The 23136-nt window shown below is 57.4% G+C and carries 24 protein-coding genes; 6 read left to right on the forward strand and 18 right to left on the reverse strand.

Going from position 1 to position 23136, the window contains the following annotated elements:
- Positions 1-90: 90 nt before the first annotated feature.
- Complete coding sequence (locus tag B6S08_RS06520) at positions 91-972, forward strand: AraC family transcriptional regulator (protein WP_094199922.1); 882 nt, start codon at positions 91-93, stop codon at positions 970-972.
- Positions 973-1213: 241 nt separating this feature from the next.
- Here the strand turns inward: B6S08_RS06520 and B6S08_RS06525 are convergent, their stop codons facing one another.
- The 5 genes from B6S08_RS06525 to B6S08_RS06545 all read right to left on the reverse strand — a co-directional run bounded on the left by B6S08_RS06525 (position 1214) and on the right by B6S08_RS06545 (position 8933).
- Positions 1214-2419 carry an MFS transporter gene (locus tag B6S08_RS06525; RefSeq protein WP_094199923.1) on the reverse strand — a complete coding sequence of 402 codons (1206 nt, stop codon included), beginning with the start codon at positions 2417-2419 and terminating at the stop codon, positions 1214-1216.
- A 276-nt stretch (positions 2420-2695) separates the two neighbouring features.
- Positions 2696-3073 (reverse strand): nuclear transport factor 2 family protein, encoded by a 378-nt coding sequence (locus B6S08_RS06530; RefSeq protein ID WP_094199924.1) that lies wholly within the window; start codon positions 3071-3073, stop codon positions 2696-2698.
- Positions 3074-3153: 80 nt separating this feature from the next.
- Positions 3154-4581, reverse strand: coding sequence for an efflux transporter outer membrane subunit (locus B6S08_RS06535; protein WP_169716366.1), 1428 nt, complete (start codon positions 4579-4581; stop codon positions 3154-3156).
- Positions 4574-7759, reverse strand: coding sequence for an efflux RND transporter permease subunit (locus B6S08_RS06540; RefSeq protein ID WP_094199926.1), 3186 nt, complete (start codon positions 7757-7759; stop codon positions 4574-4576). The genes B6S08_RS06535 and B6S08_RS06540 overlap by 8 nt, the downstream gene beginning before the upstream one ends.
- 16 nt (positions 7760-7775) lie before the next feature.
- Complete coding sequence (locus B6S08_RS06545; RefSeq protein ID WP_094199927.1) at positions 7776-8933, reverse strand: efflux RND transporter periplasmic adaptor subunit; 1158 nt, start codon at positions 8931-8933, stop codon at positions 7776-7778.
- Between the two features lie 417 nt (positions 8934-9350).
- Between B6S08_RS06545 and B6S08_RS06550 the strand changes: the two genes are divergently transcribed.
- The gene (locus B6S08_RS06550) at positions 9351-10007 is read left to right on the forward strand and encodes a nitroreductase family protein (RefSeq protein WP_094199928.1); all 657 of its coding nucleotides are present in this window, start codon (positions 9351-9353) and stop codon (positions 10005-10007) included.
- Positions 10008-10057: 50 nt separating this feature from the next.
- Here the strand turns inward: B6S08_RS06550 and B6S08_RS06555 are convergent, their stop codons facing one another.
- The 4 genes from B6S08_RS06555 to B6S08_RS06570 are packed head-to-tail and all read right to left on the reverse strand — an operon-like array spanning position 10058 to position 12092.
- Positions 10058-10450 carry a GFA family protein gene (locus B6S08_RS06555; RefSeq protein ID WP_169716367.1) on the reverse strand — a complete coding sequence of 131 codons (393 nt, stop codon included), beginning with the start codon at positions 10448-10450 and terminating at the stop codon, positions 10058-10060.
- Between the two features lie 58 nt (positions 10451-10508).
- On the reverse strand, positions 10509-11066 hold the full coding sequence (locus B6S08_RS06560) for a carboxymuconolactone decarboxylase family protein (RefSeq protein ID WP_094199930.1): 558 nt from the start codon (positions 11064-11066) through the stop codon (positions 10509-10511).
- Positions 11067-11122: 56 nt separating this feature from the next.
- Positions 11123-11488 (reverse strand): cupin domain-containing protein, encoded by a 366-nt coding sequence (locus B6S08_RS06565; protein WP_094199931.1) that lies wholly within the window; start codon positions 11486-11488, stop codon positions 11123-11125.
- Between the two features lie 19 nt (positions 11489-11507).
- Entirely contained in the window at positions 11508-12092 is a 585-nt protein-coding gene (locus tag B6S08_RS06570) for an NAD(P)H-dependent oxidoreductase (RefSeq protein ID WP_094199932.1), read from the reverse strand.
- A gap of 203 nt (positions 12093-12295) precedes the next feature.
- On the opposite strand from B6S08_RS06570, the gene B6S08_RS06575 reads away from it, so the two are divergent.
- Positions 12296-12568 carry a winged helix-turn-helix transcriptional regulator gene (locus B6S08_RS06575; protein WP_211284164.1) on the forward strand — a complete coding sequence of 91 codons (273 nt, stop codon included), beginning with the start codon at positions 12296-12298 and terminating at the stop codon, positions 12566-12568.
- A 73-nt stretch (positions 12569-12641) separates the two neighbouring features.
- Here the strand turns inward: B6S08_RS06575 and B6S08_RS06580 are convergent, their stop codons facing one another.
- The 6 genes from B6S08_RS06580 to B6S08_RS06605 all read right to left on the reverse strand — a co-directional run bounded on the left by B6S08_RS06580 (position 12642) and on the right by B6S08_RS06605 (position 18188).
- Positions 12642-12953: a putative quinol monooxygenase gene (locus B6S08_RS06580; RefSeq protein WP_094199934.1), complete on the reverse strand. Its 312-nt coding sequence runs from the start codon at positions 12951-12953 to the stop codon at positions 12642-12644.
- A 70-nt stretch (positions 12954-13023) separates the two neighbouring features.
- Entirely contained in the window at positions 13024-14106 is a 1083-nt protein-coding gene (locus B6S08_RS06585) for an alkene reductase (protein ID WP_094199935.1), read from the reverse strand.
- A gap of 138 nt (positions 14107-14244) precedes the next feature.
- Positions 14245-15219, reverse strand: a complete 975-nt coding sequence (locus tag B6S08_RS06590; protein WP_141202178.1) for an alcohol dehydrogenase catalytic domain-containing protein — start codon at positions 15217-15219, stop codon at positions 14245-14247.
- A 5-nt stretch (positions 15220-15224) separates the two neighbouring features.
- Positions 15225-16028: a 2,5-didehydrogluconate reductase DkgB gene (dkgB, locus tag B6S08_RS06595; protein ID WP_094199937.1), complete on the reverse strand. Its 804-nt coding sequence runs from the start codon at positions 16026-16028 to the stop codon at positions 15225-15227.
- Positions 16029-16043: 15 nt separating this feature from the next.
- Positions 16044-16961 carry a TIGR03571 family LLM class oxidoreductase gene (locus B6S08_RS06600; protein WP_094199938.1) on the reverse strand — a complete coding sequence of 306 codons (918 nt, stop codon included), beginning with the start codon at positions 16959-16961 and terminating at the stop codon, positions 16044-16046.
- 51 nt (positions 16962-17012) lie between these two features.
- Positions 17013-18188: an MFS transporter gene (locus B6S08_RS06605; RefSeq protein WP_094199939.1), complete on the reverse strand. Its 1176-nt coding sequence runs from the start codon at positions 18186-18188 to the stop codon at positions 17013-17015.
- Between the two features lie 91 nt (positions 18189-18279).
- Here B6S08_RS06605 and B6S08_RS06610 point away from each other — a divergent pair, with 91 nt between their 5' ends.
- Positions 18280-19170 carry a LysR family transcriptional regulator gene (locus B6S08_RS06610; RefSeq protein ID WP_094199940.1) on the forward strand — a complete coding sequence of 297 codons (891 nt, stop codon included), beginning with the start codon at positions 18280-18282 and terminating at the stop codon, positions 19168-19170.
- 24 nt (positions 19171-19194) lie between these two features.
- Here B6S08_RS06610 and B6S08_RS06615 read toward each other — a convergent pair whose 3' ends face one another.
- Genes B6S08_RS06615 through B6S08_RS06620 form a run of 3 tightly spaced genes read right to left on the reverse strand, consistent with a single transcriptional unit; the run spans position 19195 to position 21251 of the window.
- Entirely contained in the window at positions 19195-20184 is a 990-nt protein-coding gene (locus B6S08_RS06615; protein WP_094199941.1) for an alcohol dehydrogenase catalytic domain-containing protein, read from the reverse strand.
- Positions 20138-20347 carry a hypothetical protein gene (locus B6S08_RS18395; RefSeq protein WP_169716368.1) on the reverse strand — a complete coding sequence of 70 codons (210 nt, stop codon included), beginning with the start codon at positions 20345-20347 and terminating at the stop codon, positions 20138-20140. Before B6S08_RS18395 ends, B6S08_RS06615 begins: the two co-directional genes overlap by 47 nt.
- Positions 20331-21251, reverse strand: coding sequence for a LysR family transcriptional regulator (locus B6S08_RS06620; RefSeq protein ID WP_094200566.1), 921 nt, complete (start codon positions 21249-21251; stop codon positions 20331-20333). The genes B6S08_RS18395 and B6S08_RS06620 overlap by 17 nt, the downstream gene beginning before the upstream one ends.
- Positions 21252-21394: 143 nt before the next feature.
- On the opposite strand from B6S08_RS06620, the gene B6S08_RS06625 reads away from it, so the two are divergent.
- Together B6S08_RS06625 and B6S08_RS06630 are read left to right on the forward strand one after the other, a co-directional pair.
- The gene (locus tag B6S08_RS06625; protein ID WP_094199942.1) at positions 21395-22144 is read left to right on the forward strand and encodes a type 1 glutamine amidotransferase domain-containing protein; all 750 of its coding nucleotides are present in this window, start codon (positions 21395-21397) and stop codon (positions 22142-22144) included.
- Positions 22145-22442: 298 nt separating this feature from the next.
- Entirely contained in the window at positions 22443-23117 is a 675-nt protein-coding gene (locus tag B6S08_RS06630; RefSeq protein WP_094199943.1) for an NAD(P)H-dependent oxidoreductase, read from the forward strand.
- The last annotated feature ends 19 nt before the right edge of the window (positions 23118-23136 follow it).

Here is a 23136-nt window from a genome sequence, read left to right on the forward strand (position 1 = left end):
ACTGCCTTTGTCATGCCTAAAACTATCAACCCTGGTTTTTTTTGATATAGTAGAGAACTCAGCTTTCCAGCCCCTGCGAGCATACCGCCGATGAATGAACTGGTTCACTTACTGGATGCCCTCTCCCCTCAAGAAGGCTTAAACGGCACAGCGCTGGCCGGTGTTAGCGTATATCGCGCCAGCAAGTCGGTGCCAAGAGAGCCCATGTGCTATACCCAGGGCATTATTCTGGTGGCACAAGGGGCCAAACAGGTTCATCTTAACGGTCGTGTCTATGACTACAATGCCAACAACTACCTGGTAATGACCCTGCCCATTCCTGTCGAGTGTGAAACCCTGGTCACGCCCGGCGAGCCCTTGCTGGCCCTGCTGCTCGACATTCGCATGGACATGCTGCAACCGCTGATCCGGCTGATGGATGAGCACAACCGGCTGCCGCCCGAGGCCAATGGCACCGCGCAGCCCGGGCTCTATGTCAGCCGGGTCACCGAGGGGCTTTCCGCCGCGGCCGTGAGACTATGCCAGTGCCTTGAGTCTCCCCTGACCGCCTCCGCCCTGGGAGAAGGGGCGCTGCGTGAAATTCTGTATTTGATCCTGACCGGTGAGCACGCCTCCCCGCTGTTCGATCTGGCCCGGCACAACACTCAGCTGGCGAGAATGGAACGGGTGCTGAAACATATGCACGAACATTATCAGGAAAGTCAGGAGGTCGATCAGCTGGCGGTGCTGGCCGGCATGAGCACGTCATCGTTTCACCGCCATTTTCGCCAGGCGACCGGCTCCCCGCCCCTGCAATATCTGAAGAAACTGCGGCTGACCCGGGCTCGGGAGCTGCTGCAAGACAAAGACGTCAAGGTCAAGCAGGCCGCCGCCGAAGTGGGCTATGAAAGCCCCACCCAGTTCAGTCGTGAGTTCAAGCGCTACTTTGGCGTGCCCCCGCAAAGCAGTGCCGGCGTATCACCACCGGTGTGAGGCATTCGAAACCGTGCACGGCGCTTTCGGCGCCGCACACCGGCCATTGTGATTGCAGGCATTCTTGAGCAAGAAATCGTGCGAATTAACCAGCTGTTTCATGGCTAAAATCATAATGTGAACATACATTGGCGTTAAAAAAGCCAGCATTCAATGAATGCTGGCTTTTTCCGTTGAGTTGGTTACCGCAGGCGCCCGGTATGGTTCATTTTTATGGGAGCCTGGTTTGGCGCCTACCCCCTCAGTTGTTTAATACCACATTCGGGCCTGCCGGCACGCTCTCCCGCTGGCGAGACAGTAATTTGGCACTGGCAGCCCAGATAACAAATCCGCCGGCAAACAGAATGGCAGACACATAACCCGACTCATGTATTTCTCCGCCGGCGGCAATGTAAAGACCGCCTACCCAAGGGCCGATGGCATTGGCGGTATTAAATGAACACTGCACTATTGCCCCTATCATGGCCTGCCCGTTTGGCGCGGCTTCCATCAGCAGAGATTGAACAATGGCCGCCAGTCCAATGGTGCAACCAATAAAGAACACCACCACACACAATAGCACCATGCTGCTGCTGACAAACACATACAGCAGGGAAAAGAACGCCGCCAAGGCCAGAACCACCCCTGTGGTCATCACCGGCTGGCGGTTGCCTATTTTACCCAGCACGACATTGCCCACCGTGCTGCCAATACCAAACACCACCATAGCGATGGACACGGCATAGGCGGGTGCCTGGGTGTGTTTTAAAATGGTATCGGCGACATAGGTGTACATACAAAAGATGCCACCGAAGCCGACGATGATCATCGCGATGATCGACCACACCGATTTACTTTTAAAAACCCCCAACTCATTCGCCAGCGTCACTCGGGTTTTATTGGGTTCATTGGGCAGCCTGAACATCAACAACAAGGCGATCAGCGAAATAAATGAAACCAGCGCCAGGCAGTAACGCCAGCTTAAGTTCTGGCCGATAAGAGTGACCAGGGGAACCCCGATAATGGTGGCAATGGTCAGCCCCATAAATACTTTGGATATATAGGAAACCCTTTCATTCCTGGGGGCAATTTCTGCCGCCATAATGGCCGCCGTGCCAAAGTAACAACCATGGGGCAGCCCGCTCAGAAACCGGGAAAGTACCAGTTGTTCAAGTGTTTGTGCCAATGCGCCCAGACCATTGAACACCAGCATCATGGCAACAAATAACATCAATGCCTGGCGCTTTCTGATATTGGCCGTCAACAACATAAACACCGGCGCGCCTACCACCACCCCAAGGGCATAAGCACTGATCGCATAGCTGCTTTGTGCCGGTGTTGAACCGAATGCGTCGGTAAACAGGGGAAGCATTGGCATCATGGCAAATTCGGTCAGGCCCAATATGAAGCCGCCCAGCGCCAGCACAAACAGAATTGATTTCTTTGAATGTAACGAACTCTGGTTCATCAAACGTATCTCTGCAACGACATTAGGTTATTACACCTCAAAAATTTAAACATACCCGCAACAACACCAAAACACCCTTTCGGGAGTCCCATAATCTAGCCCTGTCAGCGTCATTGCCGCGCAAGATACCAGCCTGTAAAGCACAGAGACAACAGGTGCCGAGTGATGATAGCGCATTAGCGCACAAGAAGGTTTCGATTAAATGAAAGGCTGCCATTTTAGGCAGCCGTGCAGCATTTTAAATGGGCATTACTGCCTTTCTCATGCCTATATCTATCAGTCGATATGAACCGCCGTTTTATTGGTGATCAGCCACCGTCCATTCACCTCCAGCATGTTGTGAAAATCAACAAATGAGGCCGCCGGATCGGTCAAATTGTTAAAATTCATGATAACATTCGCCGCACTGCCTACCTGATTAATCGACACGATTTGAGCATCAATGTCCCATCCGGTGCGGGACCAGCTCTCAAAACAGTCTGTCAGCAAATATTTATGCCGCTTGCCACTGGCATCGATGAAGAAGATCCAGGCGTCTTCATCAAACGCCGATTTGAACTTGTCGACATCCCCTTTCCAGCCTTCCACATACAAGTTGATAACATCGATGATTTTTTGATAATCCGGCACGGCAGAAAGACCTTTTTCTGTCATAAATACCCCCTATATTGAGTGCTGACCATAACGAAAAAAAGCCCGCCATAAGGCGGGCAAAGCACTGTCCATAACCATACTTACAATAAATTTATCCAGTGACCGGGAAAGGCCCGCTGCAACTCGCTGAAGGCTTCCAGCAGCCGGCTGTTGGCGTCGATAACGCCGGCCTCGGAGGTCAGCAGATCCCGCTGGGCATCCAGGAAGTCCAGATAGGGAATCATACCCTCTTCATATCTGGACTCGGCCTGTTCATAGGCGCTGCGGGCATATTCCTGCCGGCGCGTCAGCGCCAGCATTTGCTGCTGCTGGGCCTGCCAGTCCTGAACCGAGCGGTCGGCCCGGTTCAGCACACGCAGCCAGGTCTGCTCGAACTCGGCCAGCACGGCCCGCTCTTCCAGCTTCTGGGCATCCAGGCCGTCTTTCAGGGCCGACAGGTTCAGCAGGGACCAGTTCAGTTGCGGGCGAATACCCAGGTTTTCATCGGCGCCCCCCAACCCCAGGCTGGTACTGCTCATCCAGCCCAGCACACCACTCACACTGATGCTCGGAAAGAGCGCCGCCTTGGCCTCGTCAGACAGGGCCACCGCCTCGGCCACTCGAGCTTCGGCCAGCCGTATCTCCGGTGACTGGCGCAATGCCTGCTCGGGCTCGTGGATTTGCAACTGCAGTGATGCCAGTGCCGGCAGACCGGCGGCCGACACCTGCTCCCGCACTTCGGGCAGGGTTATCCCCGTCAGAATGGCCATGGCGTCCTGATACTGGGTTCGAAGCACTTCCAGTTCCGGGCGACGAGCACGATATTCATACCGCAGGGCCTGAGCCCGGCTCAGCTCCAGGGGCGTCGACAGCCCCTCTTCCACCCGCAGTGTCAGCACATCCACGCCTTCATCAAGCAACGTCAGCTGCTTGTCGAGCAAGGCCAGTTGCTCTTCCGCGCCCATCAGCCGGGTATAGGTAGCCACAACGCCGCTGACCACATCGGCCATGGTCTGAGCCTCAAAGGCCTGACGATGTTCAAGGTTTGCCTGGGCCTGTCTCACACGGGCGCGAATGCGGCCAAACAGATCCAGCTGCCAGTCGGCGGCCAGTCCCAGCGTGGCACTTTCCTGACGGACCACATTCAGGCTCTGAGGGTCCTGCTGGCGGGTCAGGGATACGTTGCCGGCAACGCCTCCCTGGGGCCGCAGTTGGTCACGGCTCACCCGCAGGCGTTCCATGCCGGCCTCGAGGCGCAAGGCCGCCGCCTCGAGGTCGTGATTGTTGGCCAGGGCCTGTTCCACCAGGCGGTTCAGTTGTGCATCGCCATAGGCATGCCACCACTGGGCGGCCGCCTCGGCCTGCTCACCGTTCAGGCTCACCTGCTCGGTAATCTGTTGCATCACCTGCTGATTGGGAGCCGAGGGGGCTTCATGCTCTGTGGTCACGGCACACCCCGCCAGCAGTACTGCGATGGCGGTCAGGGTCGGGATTCGACCCAGGGCCACAGTTTTAGTGCGCTTACGCATGCTCGGCCTCCTGACGGCTGGTCTTCTCGGTGTTCTCATTGGTCGCGGGCTTACGCTCCAGGGCGGTCATGGCCATGTAAAATACCGGCGTAAACAGCAGGCCAAAGACGGTCACGCCAATCATGCCCGAGAATACCGCCACACCCATGGCCTGGCGCATCTCGGCACCGGCACCACTGGCCAGTACCAGGGGGACCACACCGGCGGTAAAGGCGATGGAGGTCATCAGTATCGGCCGCAGACGCAGGCGACAGGCTTCCAGAATGGCTTCCAGCCTGGAGTTGCCCTCGTTACGGCTGTCCCGGGCGAATTCCACCATCAGAATGGCGTTCTTACAGGCCAGGGCCACCAGAACAATCAGCGCAATGCGGGTGAAGATATCGTTAGCCCCGTCCATCAGCCAGATACCAGCCAATGCCGACAAGATGGTCATGGGCACGATCAGAATGATCGACAGCGGCAGGGTCAAACTTTCGTACTGCGCCGCCAGCACCATGAACACCAGCAATACCACCAGCGGGAAGATATACACCATGGTGTTGCCCGCCAGGATCTGCTGATAGGTCACCTCGGTCCACTCAAACTCCATGCCCTTGTCGAGCTGTTCGTTCAGAATGCGCTCAATCGCCTGCTGCGCCTGGTCAGAACTGTAACCGGGAGCCGGGTTGCCGTTCAGTTCGGCGGTCGGATAACCGTTATAGTGCATTACCCGATCCGGTCCTATGGTGGACTCCACGGTCAGAACCGAGCCCAGGGGCACCATGTTACCGGCCGCATTGCGCACCTTGAGCCGCAGGATCTGCTCGGGGTCCACACGATACTCGGCATCGGCCTGGGCATTCACCTGGTAGGTTTTGCCAAACAGGTTGAAATCGTTCACATACAGCGAGCCCAGGTAAATTTGCAAGGTGTCGAACACCTGCTCCAGGGGAATGCCCTGCAGCATGGCCTGCTCACGGTCGATCTCGATGTCCATCTGCGGCACCTGAATACGGAAGCTGGAATACAGTCCGGTCAGTGCGGGATCCTGGCGCGCCGCGTCCAGTACCTTTTGCAGGTTGTCGAACAGCGCCTCAAAGCCCAGGCTGGCCCGGTCTTCAATCTGCAGCTTGAATCCACCCGTGGTGCCCAGACCCAGAATGGGCGGCGGCGGGAACACGGCCACAAAGGCCTCGTCAATGCTGGCAAACTGACCATTGAGCTGGCCGGCAATGGCATTGGCAGACTGGCTTGGATCCTTACGCTCGTCAAAGTCCTTCAGGGTAACGAACACGATGCCGCTGTTGGGGCTGTTGGTAAAGCCGTTCACCGACAGTCCGGGGAAGGAGACGGTTTGCATCACACCCGGGGTTTTCAGGGCAATTTGCTCCATTTCCCGCACCACCGACTCGGTTCTGTCCAGGCTGGAGGCGTCGGGCAGCTGCGCTACCGCCACCAGATACTGTTTGTCCTGCAGGGGAATAAAGCCGCCCGGTACCGCATTGAACAGGGTAACGGTTCCGCCCAGCAGGCCGACGTAGACCACGCCCACCACCACACTCAGGCGAATCAGCTTTTTCACCCCTTTCTCGTACATACGACCACCGCGCTCGAACATGCGGTTAAAGGGAGCAAACAACCAGCGTCCAAAGAGGGCATTCATGCCGTGCGTCAGCCAGTCGGGCTTGGCATCGTGGCTACGCAGCAGCAGTGCAGACAGTGCCGGAGACAGCGTCAGCGAGTTAAAGGCCGAAATCAGGGTAGAGATGGTAATAGTCAGCGCAAACTGCTTGTAAAACTGACCACTCAGGCCCTGAATAAACGCCGTGGGAATAAACACCGCACACAGCACCAGTGCAATCGCGATGATGGGACCGGTTACCTCGGTCATGGCCTGACGAGTGGCTTCCACCGGCGACAGCCCGTTGCCGATATTACGCTCCACGTTTTCCACCACCACGATGGCGTCATCCACCACAATGCCGATGGCCAGTACCAGGCCAAACAGCGACAGGGTATTGATGGATACCCCCAGCCACTGCATGACCGCAAAGGTACCAATCAGGGACACCGGCACGGCAATCAGCGGAATGATGGAGGCACGCCAGGTCTGCAGGAACAGGATAACGACCACTACCACCAGTACAATGGCTTCCAGCAGGGTGTCGATAACGGCATCGATAGAGCCACGCACAAACACGGTCGGGTCGTAGGCGATGCGGTATTCCACGCCAGCGGGGAACTGCTCAGACAGTTCATCCATGGTGGCCCGTACCTGATCCGAGAGCTCAATGGCATTGGCGCCGGGGCGCTGGAAGATCGGCATGGCGACGGCGGTCTGCCCATTCAGCAGGGAGCGCAGTGCGTAGGTTTCCAGGCCAAGCTCAATGCGCGCCACATCCTTCAGGCGAGTGATGGCGCCGCTGGGGTCCACCTGCACCACGATATTTTCAAATTCTTCGGTGCTTTCCAGACGACCTTTTACGTTCAGCAAAACCTGGAATTCACTGTCGGTACTGACCGGCTGGGCACCCAGGCTACCGGCGGCAACCTGCTGGTTCTGCGCGCGAACGGCCTGCACCACATCACCCGGCACCAGGCTGCGAGAAGCCAGCGCTTCAGGATCCAGCCACAGGCGCATGGAGTATTTGCCACCACCAAACATCTGCACATCACCCACCCCGGGCAAACGCGCCAGCTGATCCTTGATGTAGATATCGGCGTAGTTGGACAGATAGCTGGTTTCCCGATCCCCTTCAGGTGAGATCAGATGCACCACCATGGTCAGGTTGGGCGAGGATTTTTCCGCCACTACCCCCAGGCGCTGTACTTCCTGCGGCAAACGCGGCAGGGCACTGGTCACCCGGTTTTGTACCTGAACCTGAGCCCGGTCCAGATCCGTGCCCAACGAAAAGGTCAGGGTCAGGGTCATGCGACCGTCTGTGGTGGCCTGGGAGGACATGTACAGCATGTTTTCAATGCCGTTCATTTCCTGCTCCAGCGGTGCCGCCACGGTTTCGGCGATCACCTTGGGGTTGGCGCCCGGGTAGTTTGCCGTTACCACTACGGTGGGCGGCACGACCTCGGGATATTCACTGACCGGCAGCTGGAACAGCGAGATGCTGCCTCCTACCAGGATCAACAGTGACAGCATGGCCGCAAATATCGGCCGGCTGATAAAGAAATGGCTGAATTTCATGACGTCTCTAATCCGATTATGCAGACGGTTCGGCGGCGGACTGGGGCTTGGCCAGGGTCAGGTTCTGGGTCTCAATTTCAACATTCTGCGGCGTGACCGGCATGCCCGGGCCTACGCGGGCCGGTCCGTTGGCGGCAATGCGCTCTCCCGGCTCCAGACCGGCTTCCACCACCCGCAGCGTGCCTTCACGACGACCGAGTTCCACCTGGCGGTACTCGAGCACATTCTCGGCATTCACCACCAGTACAAAGCGGTTTTTCAGATCGGTGCCCACGGCGCGATCCGGCACCATGACGGTGGGGCGGCTGTCGGCGGCCTTGAGGCTGATGCGGGCAAAGGCGCCCGGACGCAGCTGGGCGTCTTTGGCGGTAAAGACCGCACGTACACGCAGGGTGCCGGTCTGTTCATTGATCTGGTTATCAATGAAGTCCAGTGCACCGGTGTGCTGTTCGCCATTGCTGCCGGCCAGGGCCAGGGTTGCCTGGGTTTCGCCATTGTCGGTGACATTGGAAAATGACGCATTCCAGGTACGCTCATCCACGTCGAAATAGGCGTAGAGACGGTCCGTGGCCACCAATGAGGTCAGCACGCTCTGGCCCGCCTGCACATTGTTGCCTTCGGTGATAAAGGCATTGGAAACCTGACCATCGATCGGCGCCCGCACCTCGGTAAATTCCAGGTTCAGACGAGCGGCCTGCAGGGCAGCCTGCACCGAGGCCAGCTCGGCCCGACGCTGACTGGCCAGCGACAGGCGGGATTCGGCCTGCTCTGCCGAGATGGCATTACGGCCTTGCAGGCGCTTGGCGCGCTGAGCCTCGGAGTTGGCCTGATGCAGCGCCGCCTGGGCCCGGTTCAGCTCGGCTTCAAGGCGGGCCACCTCGGCCGCAAAGGGGCGCGGGTCGATGCGAAACAGCAGGTCACCCTGTTTTACATGGCTCCCTTCGCGAAATTCCACCGACTCGATAACGCCGGAGACACGAGGCCGCAGTTCAACCTGCTGGGGCGACTCCAGTCGAGTGGTGAAGGTGTATTCGGGGCTGTATTGGGCGTACAACACGGCGGCAACGTCCACCGGCTGGGCGGCAGGCGTTGCTTTTGCGGTCGACTCCGCTTCGGCGAAGCATCCCGCCAGTACAGCGGTAAACAACAGACAGGACAGTAAACGAAATTGCATGAGCCTCGCTCCGGTTGAGGGTTGGCGATCCAGTAAATTACGGAGCGCAAGTATCCGGAAGTTGGCTTCAACTCTGTAGCGGGTTGTTGGTTAAATTGGCTTAAACAAAAAGTTGAAGCATACCCGTTCGGGACATGGTCATGGCTTCAAATGGAAAGATAACAATGAGGGCGGCCTGCTCAGGGAAGTCTCAAAGGGAGACCATTTCGCCGATTGATGAATAATCATACCGTTTTCCCCTCTCAGGGATTATCAAAAGATTTTATAAAGTTATTCAACGGCGCCCGGCTTTTTATTCTTCGTAATTCAAATAGAATGGCCCCACTCCGCAGCAAACACTGCCATGTCGCCACCGGGCATCGCCCAGGCCGACCTTCACATACCGTATTTTCTGAACATCATTACTCGGGGAGAACCATGTCTCATCAAATCATCAAGGACCTTAACCGTCGCTACACCGTCAAGAAATACGACAGCAGCAAGCGCATTCCGGCCGAGGATCTGAACATTGTGCTGGAGGCGCTGCGCCTGTCTGCCTCCTCCATCAATTCCCAGCCCTGGAAATTCATCGTGATCGAAAGCGATGAAGCCAAGCAGCGCTTTCACGAGACCTTTGCCAACAAGCACCAGTTCAACCAGCCCCATGCCAAAGAAGCGTCACACACCATACTGTTTGCCTATGATCCGCACTTCACCAAAGACAAATACCGCAAGCGGGTGGATGTCGAGGTCTCTTCCGGCCACCTGCCCGAAGAAATGTACGACAAAATGCTGGGGGCCTACGCCTTTGCCGAGGCCAACACCGATGAGAACGGCTTCAACGGCCACTGGACCAAGTCGCAGATGTACCTGGCCCTGGGCAACACCCTGCACACCCTGGCACGCCTGGGTATTGACTCCACCACCATGGAAGGCGTTGACTCCGAGCTGATTGACGAACAGTTCAAGCACGAACTGGACGGCTACGTCTGCGAAGTGGCGCTGGCCATGGGCTATTACAAGCAAGGCGAAGACTTCAATCACGGCCGGCCCAAGGCGCGTCTGGCCGCCAAAGACGTGATTGTGATGCTCTAACCCGGGTTATCAATACTTCCCCCGATCATCGGGGGAAGTTCGCGTTTATCTCATCGTTTCGGCAACCCGTCATTAATGTCTATGATCCTGCGGTCATAGAAAAAATGGGCCGTTGACTCAAAGCCATCGGGCAAAGGGCCCGGGTTGCAGCGCTGGAACAACAGCTGAGACACCAGCTTCCATCCCATGGCATTGGTGTTATACATCACATCGCCACAATGCTTGCAAAAGATGCGCGTCATGCGCTTGCGAGGATGCTGAAATTCAATAACATCCTCCTTGCCTCGCGTAATGGCGACCTGGTCCGCTTGCCAGGCCAGCACCGAGTGGTACGGTACCTGCAGCAGCTCACGGCAATCCTCACAATGACAGTAGCCATGTACCTTCGGCTGCCCCGTCATGGTGACTTCTACCGCCTCACAGTCACAATGGATGGTATGCATGTGGCTCATCATTTTCCCTCCACTCACGGGTTATCGCTGGTTGCTCACACCAAGGCCTTCAGCGCTCGGCCGGATGAGTCCATGCGTAGGGTTGCATTGCCGCATCCACCTCGGTGTGCGTCAGCGCATTGGTAAAGTTGGAAATCAGCTTTGAGGCCAGTCCGGTCAGGACTTCAAGCGCCTGCCGACGGGTGAAGCCGGCGTCCAGAAATGCCTGCAGTTGCTCGTCCCCGATATGCCCGCGTTGATCCAGCAGCGCTTTGGTAAAGTCATGCAGCGCCTGCAAACGCGCATCGGGAATACGGGTGCCTTCGCGCAACGCCTCAATCACCTCTTCCGGCATGCCTGCCGATTTCATCATCCAGGTATGGCCGGGCACGCAATAGTGGCAGTTGTTTTCAAAGTTGGAGGTCATAAAGACCACCTGCTGCTCCAGGGGAGTCAGGGTGGTCTTTTTCATAAACAATGAAAAAGTCGTGTTGTAGGCCTCATAGGTCGCCGGCGCTTCCGCCAGAATTTTGTGCAGGTTGGGGATCATGCCGAATCCTTTTTTTGACTCTTCCATCAGTGGCTTGGACTCTGCCGGCGCGGTATCAATTTCATAGTACTCAAACATAACAACACCTCTACTGATAACAGACGTTTATAACGGTTGCACAACCACGATATTGTTCAGTGCTTTTCTTCCACTATGATGGCCACAACGGGGGTATCGCCCACGTTCGTTACCTGATGAACCCAGGCTTGATGCCACATCACGTGACCGTCCGGGATCTCCGCCTCAAACACCTCCCCTTGCTCATCGATTCGAATTTTTCCACCGGACTGAAAGTAGACGGTTTCATTATTGTGTCGATGAATGGTGTCGGCTTCCCCAGGCTCCAGCTCCATCCTGAGCACCATGACACTGTCATTTTCAAATATCAGTTCATACTGCTCCGGCGAGGCGATATGGGCCGCCTCCTGGGCGCCGGCCACCGAAACGAGGCCGGCCAGCGCGATGGCTCCAACGATAACTCTGCTCAATACCTTGTTCATGGCTTTTGCCTCTCGTTTATCAGAAGTGCGCGTCAATGTGCTGCTGGAAACGCTCAAAGTCTTGTTCGACACTGGCATTCTTCATCACGTCGAAACAGGCAAAGGTCGGCAGCGGCTCCATGGCAAAGAAGCGGAAGTTCATGTGCATCGGGAAAAACAGATCATCCACACTCTTGCCCTGGAACAGGTACTCGCTTTCGTCGTTAAAGGATTCTGCGGGCGCGTTGAAGGTCAGTGACAACATGTATTTCTTGCCCTGCAGCGTGCCGCCGGCACCGTAGTTTTCCTTGGGCGCATCCTGGTGGCGGCCATCCCCGTTGCACAGGGCCCCGCCCATGCCGGCGGTGTAGACCTCATCCATGTATTTCTTGAAGGACCAGGGCACCATCATCCAGTTAACCGGGGACTGCAGCAAAATGATGTCGGCCCACTGATGATTTTCCAGCTCCAGCTCTACCTGCCACTCATCGTCCACAGTCACAATGCGGGTACTATGGCCCTTGGCACGGATCAGTTCGTCGGCCAGTTGGGTCAGGGAGCGGTTCAATCGGCCCTGTGCAAAGGGATAGTGGCGGTGGGCATTGATGATCAGCACATTACTCATGGTGTCGTCTCCTGGGTAAGTTTATGGTAACTTTTGCTTACCAGGTGTATTATGGTTACCTTGAAGCTCGGTTCAATTAGTTAACTTTTGGTAACCTGGCGGGCTCAAAGGGGGTTAAATTGGAAAGCATTGTAGAAACAGATGGTTATGGCAGAAAAAAAGTTATCAATCCCTGCATGGAGCCCTGCGCCATCGAGAAAGGCATGCGCCTGATCGGAGGAAAGTGGACGGGATCCATCATCTACCACCTCAAGGATGGCCCGGTGCGCTTCAACGATCTGAACCGCATGCTGGGCGGCGCCAGCAAGAAGATGATTGATCAGCGCCTGAAGGAGCTGGAAAGCAGAGGCATGGTGGTCAGGCAGGTCTTGAGCGAACGCCCGCTGGCGGTGACCTACTCACTGACGGCGTTTGGACACAGTGCCCTGGACCTTCTTGAGCAATTACGCGTGTGGTCGGAAGTGCACGAGCTGTAATGCCGCAGATAAAAAAGGCCGGTGATGAATAATGATTCATCACCGGCCTTTGCACAGCCATCACTAGAAAGCGTTAAGCGCTTGCCCCCAGTACCTTGATGCTGACCTCTTCCACCAGGGAGCTGACCGCCTCCTGATAGCTTTTCATGTGTGGGGTTGCCAGGTGCGCATCCAGGTGCGCCACCGACGCCCATTGCTCCATCACGACAAGGGTGTCTTTACCAAGTGTTTCCTGAATCGGAATGTCGGTGGCAACATGCTCGACCGGCGCATATTCAAGGCAACCCTCTTCATCCAGCACCGCGGGCCGAATGCGCAGCAGCTCACTCAGCACCTTTTCCCGTTGCCCCGCCTTTGCATTGATGGTGGCAATGACATAAATCATGTTATTCGTCTCCTTGGCACAAGCAGCTTGTGCATCACAACCAACAGGAGCCGAAGCTCCCGCCTTGATATCAGGCTTCCGCCAGCGCTTCCAGGGTGGGGTAATCGTTATAACCCTCGGCCCCCTGGCTGTAAAAGGTGGTCGGGTCGGGCTCATTGAGCTCGGCACCGGCCTGCAGACGCTCCACCAGATCCGGGTTGGCAATAAAGGGCACGCCAAAGGCAATACCCTGTGCCTGACCGGATTGAACGGCGGCATTGGCTTCCTCGCCGTCATAACCCATGTTCAGGATCAGGTTGCCCCGATAGTGTTCACGGGCGGGGGTGACCACATCGCCTTGCTGCTCGCCAAGCACGTCGCCGCGCATCAGGTGCAGATAGGCCAGGTTGTAGTCATTCAGGCGCTGCGCCATCCAGGTGATCAAGCCGACCGGATCGCTGTCTTTCATGCTGTTGAAGCTGTTCAGCGGCGACAGACGCACACCCACCCGCTCACTGCCCCAGACGCCCACGACGGCATCCAGCACTTCCAGCAGCAGTCGGGCACGATTTTCTATCGGACCACCATAAGGGCCGGTGCGCTGATTGCCGCCGTCACGCAGGAACTGATCCAGCAGATACCCATTGGCACCGTGCACTTCCACGCCATCAAAACCGGCGCGTTTGGCATTTTCGGCGGCGATTTTAAACCCTTCAACAATGGCCGGAATCTCGTCATCGCGCAGTTCACGGGGCACGGTGTAGGCCTTTTTCCCTTCCGGGGTATGCACTTCATCATTGGTGATGGCTACCGCACTGGGGGCCACCGGCACCCGGCCTTCATTGAGCAGCGGGTGACAGGCACGACCACCGTGCCAGATTTGCAGAAAAATCTTGCCGCCGCGGGCGTGCACGGCGTCGGTAACCTTTTTCCAGCCGGCCACCTGGGCGTCAGAATAGATGCCCGGCTCACGCCAGAACGCCGAGTTGCCTTCCATCACCATGGTCGCTTCGGCAATCAGCAGGCCGGCGGACGCACGCTGGGCATAATGCTCCACGATCAGGTCGGTAGGAACATGGTCGGCATCGGCGCGAATACGGGTCAGCGGGGCCATCAGCACCCGGTTGTTCAGTTCAACGGCACCAAGCCGAATCGGCGTAAAGAGATCTGTCATTGGAATCCTCGCTATCGTTACAGGCAGGTTCTGCCTGCCAAAGGCACGGCCATATTGCGCCAGAACCTGCCTCGACTGTGTAGTCATGTCGGCTTTGGAACCATCATGAATGAAAGTTGAAGCCAAAGCCGATGTTACTTAGCCCAGCTCAATACCGTATTTCAGGGCCTTGCGATGGCTCTTGAACTCCAACAGGGCAGCATCAAGGCGCTCAAAAGGTTCAACCAGCATGTCGGGGCCTTTCAGGCCGCCCTGATACTGCTGGTGCAGCAGTCGCTCGCCTTCACGGGCAAAGCGTTGCCACTGGGCCTCGGAGCCGGTGCCATGAAGGGCATTGAGCGCCACTTCGTGCTGTGAAATCGCCGTGGAGAACAACGGCACCACGGCCTTTTCCAATCGACCCATAATGCAGATGAGGTGGCCATTGGCTTCAACGTAAGAGGCCAGTGTTTCGGCATGGGCCGCTCCCACGGTGTCGAATACCGCGAAATAGCGCGCTTCAAGCTGGCTGGCCGACTCCACACAACGATGGGCGCCCAGCTCCATCAGGCTGTCATGTCTGGCACCGGAGGCGATGACGGTGATATGAAAGCCACGGGCCCTGGCCAGCTGGACCAATATACGACCAACGGCGCCAGAGGCGCCGGTAATCAGGATCTCTGCATCCAGTGGTGTTGGAATTTTCTCAATGGCCTGCCAGGCCGTCATCACCGGGCAGGGAAAGGCAGCGGCCTCACTCCAGGACATCCGTTCGGGCATGCGCATGATGGTGCGGGCATCAATGGCGGTATATTCGGCAAAGCTGCCATTTCGAAGCAGGGACTGGTGGTAACACACCGGTACTCCCAGCCAGTGGCGCAGCGATTCATCGCCAACCGCCACGACCACACCGGCGCCATCAACGCCGGGAATGTGCCCGTCGGACCACTGCTCTCCCAGTGCGGCATCAATGAATTTCCAGTCGACCGGGTTCAGGCCGATCGCCTTGTTGGCGATCAGAACGTCCCCCGGACCAGGATCGGGCATGGCCTGAGTGGCAAGGGAGATGGCACGTTCGGATTTGGCCCAGATCCAGGCCTGCATGCTGTCGGGCAAGGATTCCATCGTGATCATGTGATTCAGTCCCATTGCGGTGCAAAGTCAGGGTTGGCAATGCGCTCGCCTTGCTCAAGGGAAGCGATGTCGGCCATGTCGTCGTCGTTCAGCTCCAGGCGCAGGGCGTTCAGGTTGGTTTCCAGATTCACCCGCTTGGTGGAGGAAGGAATGGTGACCAGCCCCTGCTGCAGTTGCCAGGCCAGCACCACCTCGGCCACCGACACCTCATGGCGCTCGGCAATGCGTTGCAGCACGTCGTCTTTCATTACCTTGCCAACGGCCAGGGGCATATAGCCGGTCACCTGAATGTTGCGGGACTGGCAGTGCTCGATAACACGGCGGTTTTGCAGGTAGGGGTGCACCTCGACCTGGTTGGTCAGAATGCTGCCCTCGCCCAGGATCTCAATGGCCTGATCCAGCTGTGCATTGGTAAAGTTGGACACACCGATAAACCGGGTCAGCCCGCGGCGCTGGGCCTCGGCCAGCTGCGGCAGATAAGTGTCCATGGCCACCTTGCCGCTGACTTCCGGCCAGTGGATCAGCAACAGATCAACGGCCTCTACCTGAAGCTTGCGCAGGCTTTCTTCCACGCTGGGAATAAAAGCATCTTCACCCAGGTTTTCCAGCCACACCTTGGTGGTCAGGAAGAGCTCATTCCGGGCAATGCCGCTGTCGGCAATCGCCTGGCCCACTTCGGCTTCATTACCGTAAATCTGTGCGGTATCGATATGACGAAACCCGGTCTCCAGCGCCATGCTGACCGCGTTGTAGGCATCATCCCCTTCCAGACGAAAGGTTCCCATTCCCAGAGAAGGCATCATATTCATTACGGGCAACTCCTGTTATTGCGAGTGAAACAGCGGCAAAACACGCTCGCCGATGTCGTGAAAAGTGTTATCCAGTGGTCGTTGATTGCGGCGCACATGCAGACCGATGTGATCCACCCCGGCGGATTTCATGTCTTCCAGTTCCTTGATCAGGCCGTTAATGCCGGTGCTGATGCCGAAGTGGTGTCGCCGTATGGGGGCGTCCACATCCCCGACCAGATCCAGGTGAATAAAGCTGATGTAGGGCTTGTCTCCCGCAACGCGGCGCCAGAGCTCAACCCGTTTGACGTGATCCTGCGGCGTGCCCGGATAGGCCAGCCAGCCCTGCATATGCTCACCCACCCAGGCGGGGCTTTGTTGTGCCAGTCCGGCCACCAGCAAGGGCGGCTGGGGCGCCCTGGGCAGCACCTCCATGCCGCTTGCCAGCGCGCCGTCCTGGTCGCCACGAAGCACGCTCACGGCGTCGCGAAAGCGCTCACCCCGGCCGGGAAAGTCCACCCCGAAAATCGGGTATTCACTGGGGCGGTCACCGCTGGCCACCCCCAGCAACAGGCGATCGCCGCTCAGTGCCTGGACTGTGGCGGCGGCCTTGCGTACCAGCCAGGGCTGGCGCAGCGGCAGCACCACGGCGGCGGTGCCCAGCAGAATCTGCTGCGTGTGTGAGGCCAGGTAGCCCAGGTAGGTAAAGGTTTCGAACACCTGGGCGGCATCACCGAATTTCGGGTCGTACAGGGGCACATCGCGCACCCAGGCCGCTCTAAATCCCAGTTGATCGGCCAGCCGAATCAGTTCGGCGTGTCGTTGCATGTCCGGCACACCAAAAGGGCGGCCATCCTGCCGACGGCGCGTGTCGCCCTCGGCAGACCAGTCATTGTCGAGGGGCAGTTCCAGTCCGATGGAAAAACCGCCTTGGGTCAGTTTTTCAATGCTCATTATAAAAACTCCCGGGCGAAGCCTGGCTTCGCCCTTGTTTACATTTCAGTCTCAGGCGGCTCGTGCCTCGGCACGCTTGTCGAGGGAGCCGGAAAAGCGGGTCAGCACCAGTGCCAGCAGCACGATCAGGGCGCCAATCCAGGCGGTGTCCATCAGCGACATGCCTTCGATAATCACGCCACCCAGTACCGAACCAAAGGCAATACCCACGTTAAAGGCGGCGATGTTCAGGCCGGATGCCACATCCACTGCCTCGGGGGTGTATTTTTCGGCCAGTTGCACCACATACACCTGAAGCCCGGGCACATTACCGAAGGCGAACGCGCCCCAGACCAGAATGGTCAGCACCGCGGCCACCGGGTGTACGGCGGTAAAGGTGAAGACCAGCAGGATCAGCGCCAGCGCCGCAAAAATAATGTTCAGTGCCTTGATGGGGCCCAGGCGATCCGCCAGACGACCACCCCAGATATTGCCGATGGCCACCGATACGCCGTATACCAGCATGATGAGGCCGATGGCACCGGACTCGAAACCGGACACCTGCTCCAAAATCGGCGCCAAAAAGGTGAAGGCAGTAAAGGTGCCGCCATAGCCCACGGCGGTCATGGCATACACCAGCAGCAGGCGCGGCTGAGTCAGCACCTTAAGTTGCTGGGAAATACGCGCCGGCGGTGCCTGCTTGAGGTTTTTCGGTACCAGCAGGGCGCTGCCGATAAGGGCAATCAGGCCCAGTGCCGCCACCACCATGAAGGTGGCGCGCCAGCCGAAGCTTTGGCCGATCCAGGTGCCCAGGGGCACGCCGGTCACCAGGGCCACGGTCAGGCCGGTAAACATGATGGCAATGGCGCTGGCTTCCTTGTCTTTGCTCACCAGGCTGGTGGCAATGGTGGAGCCAATCGAGAAAAACACCCCGTGAGCCAGGCCGGTAAGAATGCGCGCCATGATCAGGGAGTTATAGCCCGGTGCCATCCATGCCAGCAGGTTGCCGATCACAAACAGCGACATAATGACCATCAATACGTTTTTACGTTGCCAGCGTCCGGTCAGTGCGGTCAGCACAGGTGCGCCCACGGCCACACCAAGGGCATAAAGGCTGACCAGCAGGCCGGCCGATGGCAGGGATACACCCAGATCCTGGGCAATGGTGGGTACCAGTCCGACAATCACAAATTCGGTGGTACCGATTGCAAATGCGCTTAGGGTCAGCGCAAGAAGAGCAATAGGCATAACAGTCTCCGCTATGAGTTAGGTTGCTGCGAAGTATGCCCACTGGTATCTTTTACAAAAACAGCACCATCAACAAAATACCTTTGCAAAAATGGCAATAGTCTCTCGTACCGAAGATCTGGAAATTTTACTGACCGTGATCGACAGCGGCAGCCTGTCGGCGGCGGCCCGCATTCTCGACATTCAGGTGGCCCGCGTATCCCGAGCCCTGAGCCGGCTGGAAAAGGAACTGGACTGCACCCTGCTGAACCGCACCACGCGCAAACTGGAGCTGACCGAAGAAGGCCGCCTGTTCAGTGATGAGGTCAGGCAGGGACTGGATCGGCTGGCCAAGGCCGAAGAAAACCTGAAGGCGTTGCGGGGCATTCCGGCGGGGCGACTGCGGGTGGATGCGGTCACGCCCTTTATTCTGCATCAGCTGGTGCCACTGGTGCCGGGCTTTCGCGAGTGCTTTCCGCAGATTGAACTGGAGCTGGTCGCCAGCGAAAACATCATCGACCTGATTGAACGCCGCACCGATCTCGCCATTCGCATCGGCGCCCTGCAGGACTCCAACCTGCATGCCCGTTTTCTGGGGCGCAGCCCGCTGCATATGGTGGCCTCGCCGGCCTACCTGGAACAACACGGCACACCCCAGACCCTGGATGCACTGTTTCACCACCAGATCATCGGCTTTGCCGATGCACCCCACCTCAACCGCTGGCCACTGTCGCCCCCGGTTACCGTGGTGCCCAACCTGTCCAGCAGCAGCGGCGAGACCATTCGCCAGCTTTGCCTGGCCGGACAGGGCCTGGCATTACTGTCCGACTTCATGATCTGTGACGCGCTGGCCAGTGGCCGACTGGTCAAGGTACTGGACGGCTACATCGTTACCCCCAATGACCGTGAGCTGATTCATGCCGTTTATTACCGCAATACCACCCTGTCCAGCCGCATCACCGCGTTTCTCGACTATATTGCCCCTCGCCTGAAGCTGAAATAAGCGGTGTAGCAAGGGGCAGTGGACTCAGCCCGAAATGGTCGCGACAATCTTGCCCACGGTACGTTGCTGACGCATTTCCATCAGGGCATCCCCTATGTCCGATAGCTCGATCACTTGCAGTCGAGGGCAAATAATCTGCCCGGCTTCCAGCAGGGACGAAAAGGCCTTGCCGGCCTGAACAATGGTATTGCGGCCGTGTTCACCATTTACATGGCCGGAGCCCAGGCTAAGCTGGTGAAAGCTCAATCCTTTTCCGAACGCATCGGAAAAGGCTTGGCCGTTGATGGTATCCACCAGCTCCACCATGTGCCCTTCATAGCCGAGCACATCGGCAGCCAACGCGGCATTGGCTCCGCCCACCGCATCCAGTGATGCTTCCATCCCTTCCGGGCCGGCAACCTGTAGTACGCGCTCCAGCAAATTACTCTGCCGGTAATCCAGCGGATGGGTCGCTCCGAGCGAACGCAGGTAGTCATGATTGGCCGCCGATGCGGTGGCGACAATGGTGTCGATGCCAAAGTACCTGGCCAGCTGAATGGCAAAACCCCCAACCCCGCCAGCGCCACCGGCCACAAAGAGATTTTTGCGCTCGGCAATGTTCAGTTTGTCGACCAGGGCACGATACGCCGTCCAGCCCGCACAGGGAGTGGCTGCCGCCTGCACCGGATCCACCGCGGGGTGAGTCACCAAGGTACGGGCGTCCTGCAGGGCATATTCGGCAAAACCACCATGATGGCGTCGCATGTTGCCGTGATAGAGCACTCTGTCTCCCACCTTCCAGCCCGTTACCTTGCTGCCGACGGCACAAATCTCTCCCGACACATCCAGGCCACCCACAAACTGGTCATCCATCTGCTCCACCATGGCATGCCAGAGGTTCACCTTGGCATCGACCGGATTCAGGCCCACGGCATAAACCTTGATCAATACGTCATAGTCCGTTTGCAGCCTGGGCACGGCCAGCTCATCAAGACGAAATTGATCCTGTTGTTTTTGGTAGGTAATCGCTTTCATGCCTGTTCCTGTTTTCCCGTAAATCATGCGCCACCCGTCCGATCGCCTGACGACGCACGATGATGGCAAAGGTTATGCCTAAAAACGGTACCGCCGAGCGGGCCACATCAAAAGCGGCGCTTACCGAACTTTGCGGAAAAACTGTTTCAACCGTTTTTTTCATCCTGCAACACATCACGTATTTGCTGCCTCAGCCAACCACGAAGGGGATCCTCATGAGTTCGCCGATGCCAGGTCTGCAATATATCGACCGTCGGCATGGGCACAGGACAAGGGTGGCTCACCAGATCGGGCGCCCTGCGGCAGGCCTGCTGTGCCACCGAATTCAGGCAGGTGATCAGCAGGTTGCTGCCCTCTATCATGGATGCCGGTGACAAAAAGCTTGACAGCCCTGCCACCACCCGGCGCCGGTGCCCCATTCCCTGCAATACCCGGTCTACCACACCGTCAAGATCACCGGTCAGGGTGGTGACCAGATGATCGCAGGCCAGAAAGGCCGGCAGGTCCAGTGCGCCTTTGATGGCGCTGTTGCTGCGACTGGCCAGCACCGAGAAGCCTTCCTGGTGGATTTTTTGCTGATAAAAGGTGTCGGGTAATTGCTCAAAAAAGCCCGCGATGGCGATATCACAGGCGCCGGTTTCCAGCTCGTTTCGAGGCAGCTTGCCCCGCGTGTGATGAAATACCAGCTGAAGGTTGGGAGCCTGCTTCCTGACTCGTGGCAGCAACACGGGCATCAGCAGTTGTTCTATGTAGTCGGTGCTGAAAATATGCACCCTGTCTTCACGCAGCAGGAAGCTGTCTTCGTCGCAATAGTCATAGAACGACTCCAGTGACTGAACCAGTTGCTGAACCAGTGGCGCCAATTGATGGGCCCGGGGCGTGGGCGTCAGCCCCCTGGGAGCACGGGCAAAGAGGGGATCGTCAAACTCGCTGCGCAACTTGACCAACTTGTGGCTCAGTGCCGGCTGACTCAGGTTCATGCGCTCCGCGGCCAGGGAGACACTGCGCTCCTCATACAGAACCTGAAACAGCTTGAGTAAATTAAGATCCTTGCCAGTGATATTCATTTTTTGAATCACCGATATTAAAACAACAAATTTAATTTATATCACTCATCCTCCTAGCATGACCAGCCATGGATAGCGGCCAACCCTCGCGGTTTGCCGAGTGCGACTCAATTTCCCCCTTTACTCACCAAAAGGAAAACACCATGCGTAAATTCTTCACGCTGTTGGCGACACTGTTTTTTGTGTCTTATACCACCCTGGCCTCTGCCGCGCCTCGCGTACTGATAGTGGTGACCAGTCATGATCAGATGGGTAATACCGATGAAAAAACCGGCCTGTGGCTGGCGGAAATGACCCACCCCTATCACGAGCTCAAGCAGGCCGGCATTGACGTTGACATTGCCAGCATCAAGGGCGGCGCGGCCCCCATCGATCCCCGCAGCCTGGCCGATGACGACGCCATCAACCATGAATTCATGGCCAGCCCCGCAACCCGTACCCTGCTGGACAACACCCTGGCGCTGGCCGATGTTAACCCCGAGCAATATCAGGCCATTCTGTTTGCCGGCGGGCATGGCAGCGTGTGGGATTTTCCCAAGAGTGACGCCGTCAATCGTATTGGCGCCGCCATCTATGAGCAGGGTGGTTATGTCGCCGCCGTGTGTCACGGCCCCGCCGCCCTGCTCAACATTGTTGACCAGGATGGAAACCCGATAATCGCGGGCAAAAAAGTGGCCGGCTTCAGCAACGTAGAAGAAGCAGCCATTGAACTGACAGAGGTTGTGCCTTATCTGCTGCAGGATGAACTGTCACGCCTGGGTGGCATTTATCAGGAAGGCGGCAAGTTTGAGCCCTTCGTGGTGCAGGATGGCCGCCTGATCACCGGCCAGAACCCCCAGTCTGCAGCCAAGCTGGGCCAGGTAATGGCGCAGGCGTTGTCCGCTAATATGTAAATGCCCGGTGCATGCCGGAGTCAGGATCTCTGGCCCCGGCATGCCGTTACAGGCCATGCATTGCCCCAAATGGTATCAACTTTTCGTTACAGCCGATTAAACCGGCACTGGGGTACACACTTAAAAAGTGCTCCCTATGATGAGTCGGATTACCCTTATATTTATCATGACACGGGATCCGATCACCAAGGCAGCTCGAGTCGCTTAAACTTCAGGTTGAAGCCATTTTAAACACCAACCCGCTACACGAGCCCTGCCCTCTTATCCTACGCTGTCTTCGAAATATGGAGACCAATGTATGAAAGTTTTAATCGTCTACTGGCATCCGGAGCCGGCCAGCTTCAACGCCGCCATGCTGCGCACCGCCAGTCGAGTACTGACCGCCGAAGGGCAAGAGGTACAGATTTCCGACCTGAACGAGATGGCGTTCAACCCGGTCTCGGGCCGTCATAATTTTATCACCACGGCCAATCCGGATTACTTCAAGCAGCAGGACGAAGAGGCCCATGCCGCCAGACATGATGGCTTTGCGGAAGATTGTCAGAGCGAGCGTCAAAAACTGGCATGGTGCGATCTGCTGATTTTTCAGTTCCCCCTGTGGTGGTGTGGCATGCCCGCCATGATGAAGGGTTGGGTAGACCGTGTGTTTACCTGTCAGCACGACGACGAAACCAAATATCGTTGTGATGCGGCCCCCTTCAGGGAAAAACGCGCCATGCTGTCGTTGACCACGGGAGGCCCGGCCTCACAGTACTCCGCCGACGGCCCCCTGGGCGCCATGCCGGAAGTCTTAAGCCCCATACACAAGGGCATGCTGGCCCTGGCCGGCTTTCAGGTACTGGAACCCTTTGTCGCCTATCAGCCAGCCTGCCTGTGTGAGCATGGCCGCATAGCGTTGCTTGAACAATACACGCACCGGCTGCAAGGGCTCGAACAGGAAGCGGCCATTCCCTTTCCCTCTTTATGTGATTGAACCATCAGGAGACTGCCAT

The organism is Oceanimonas doudoroffii (genome assembly GCF_002242685.1).
GTDB lineage: Bacteria > Pseudomonadota > Gammaproteobacteria > Enterobacterales > Aeromonadaceae > Oceanimonas > Oceanimonas doudoroffii.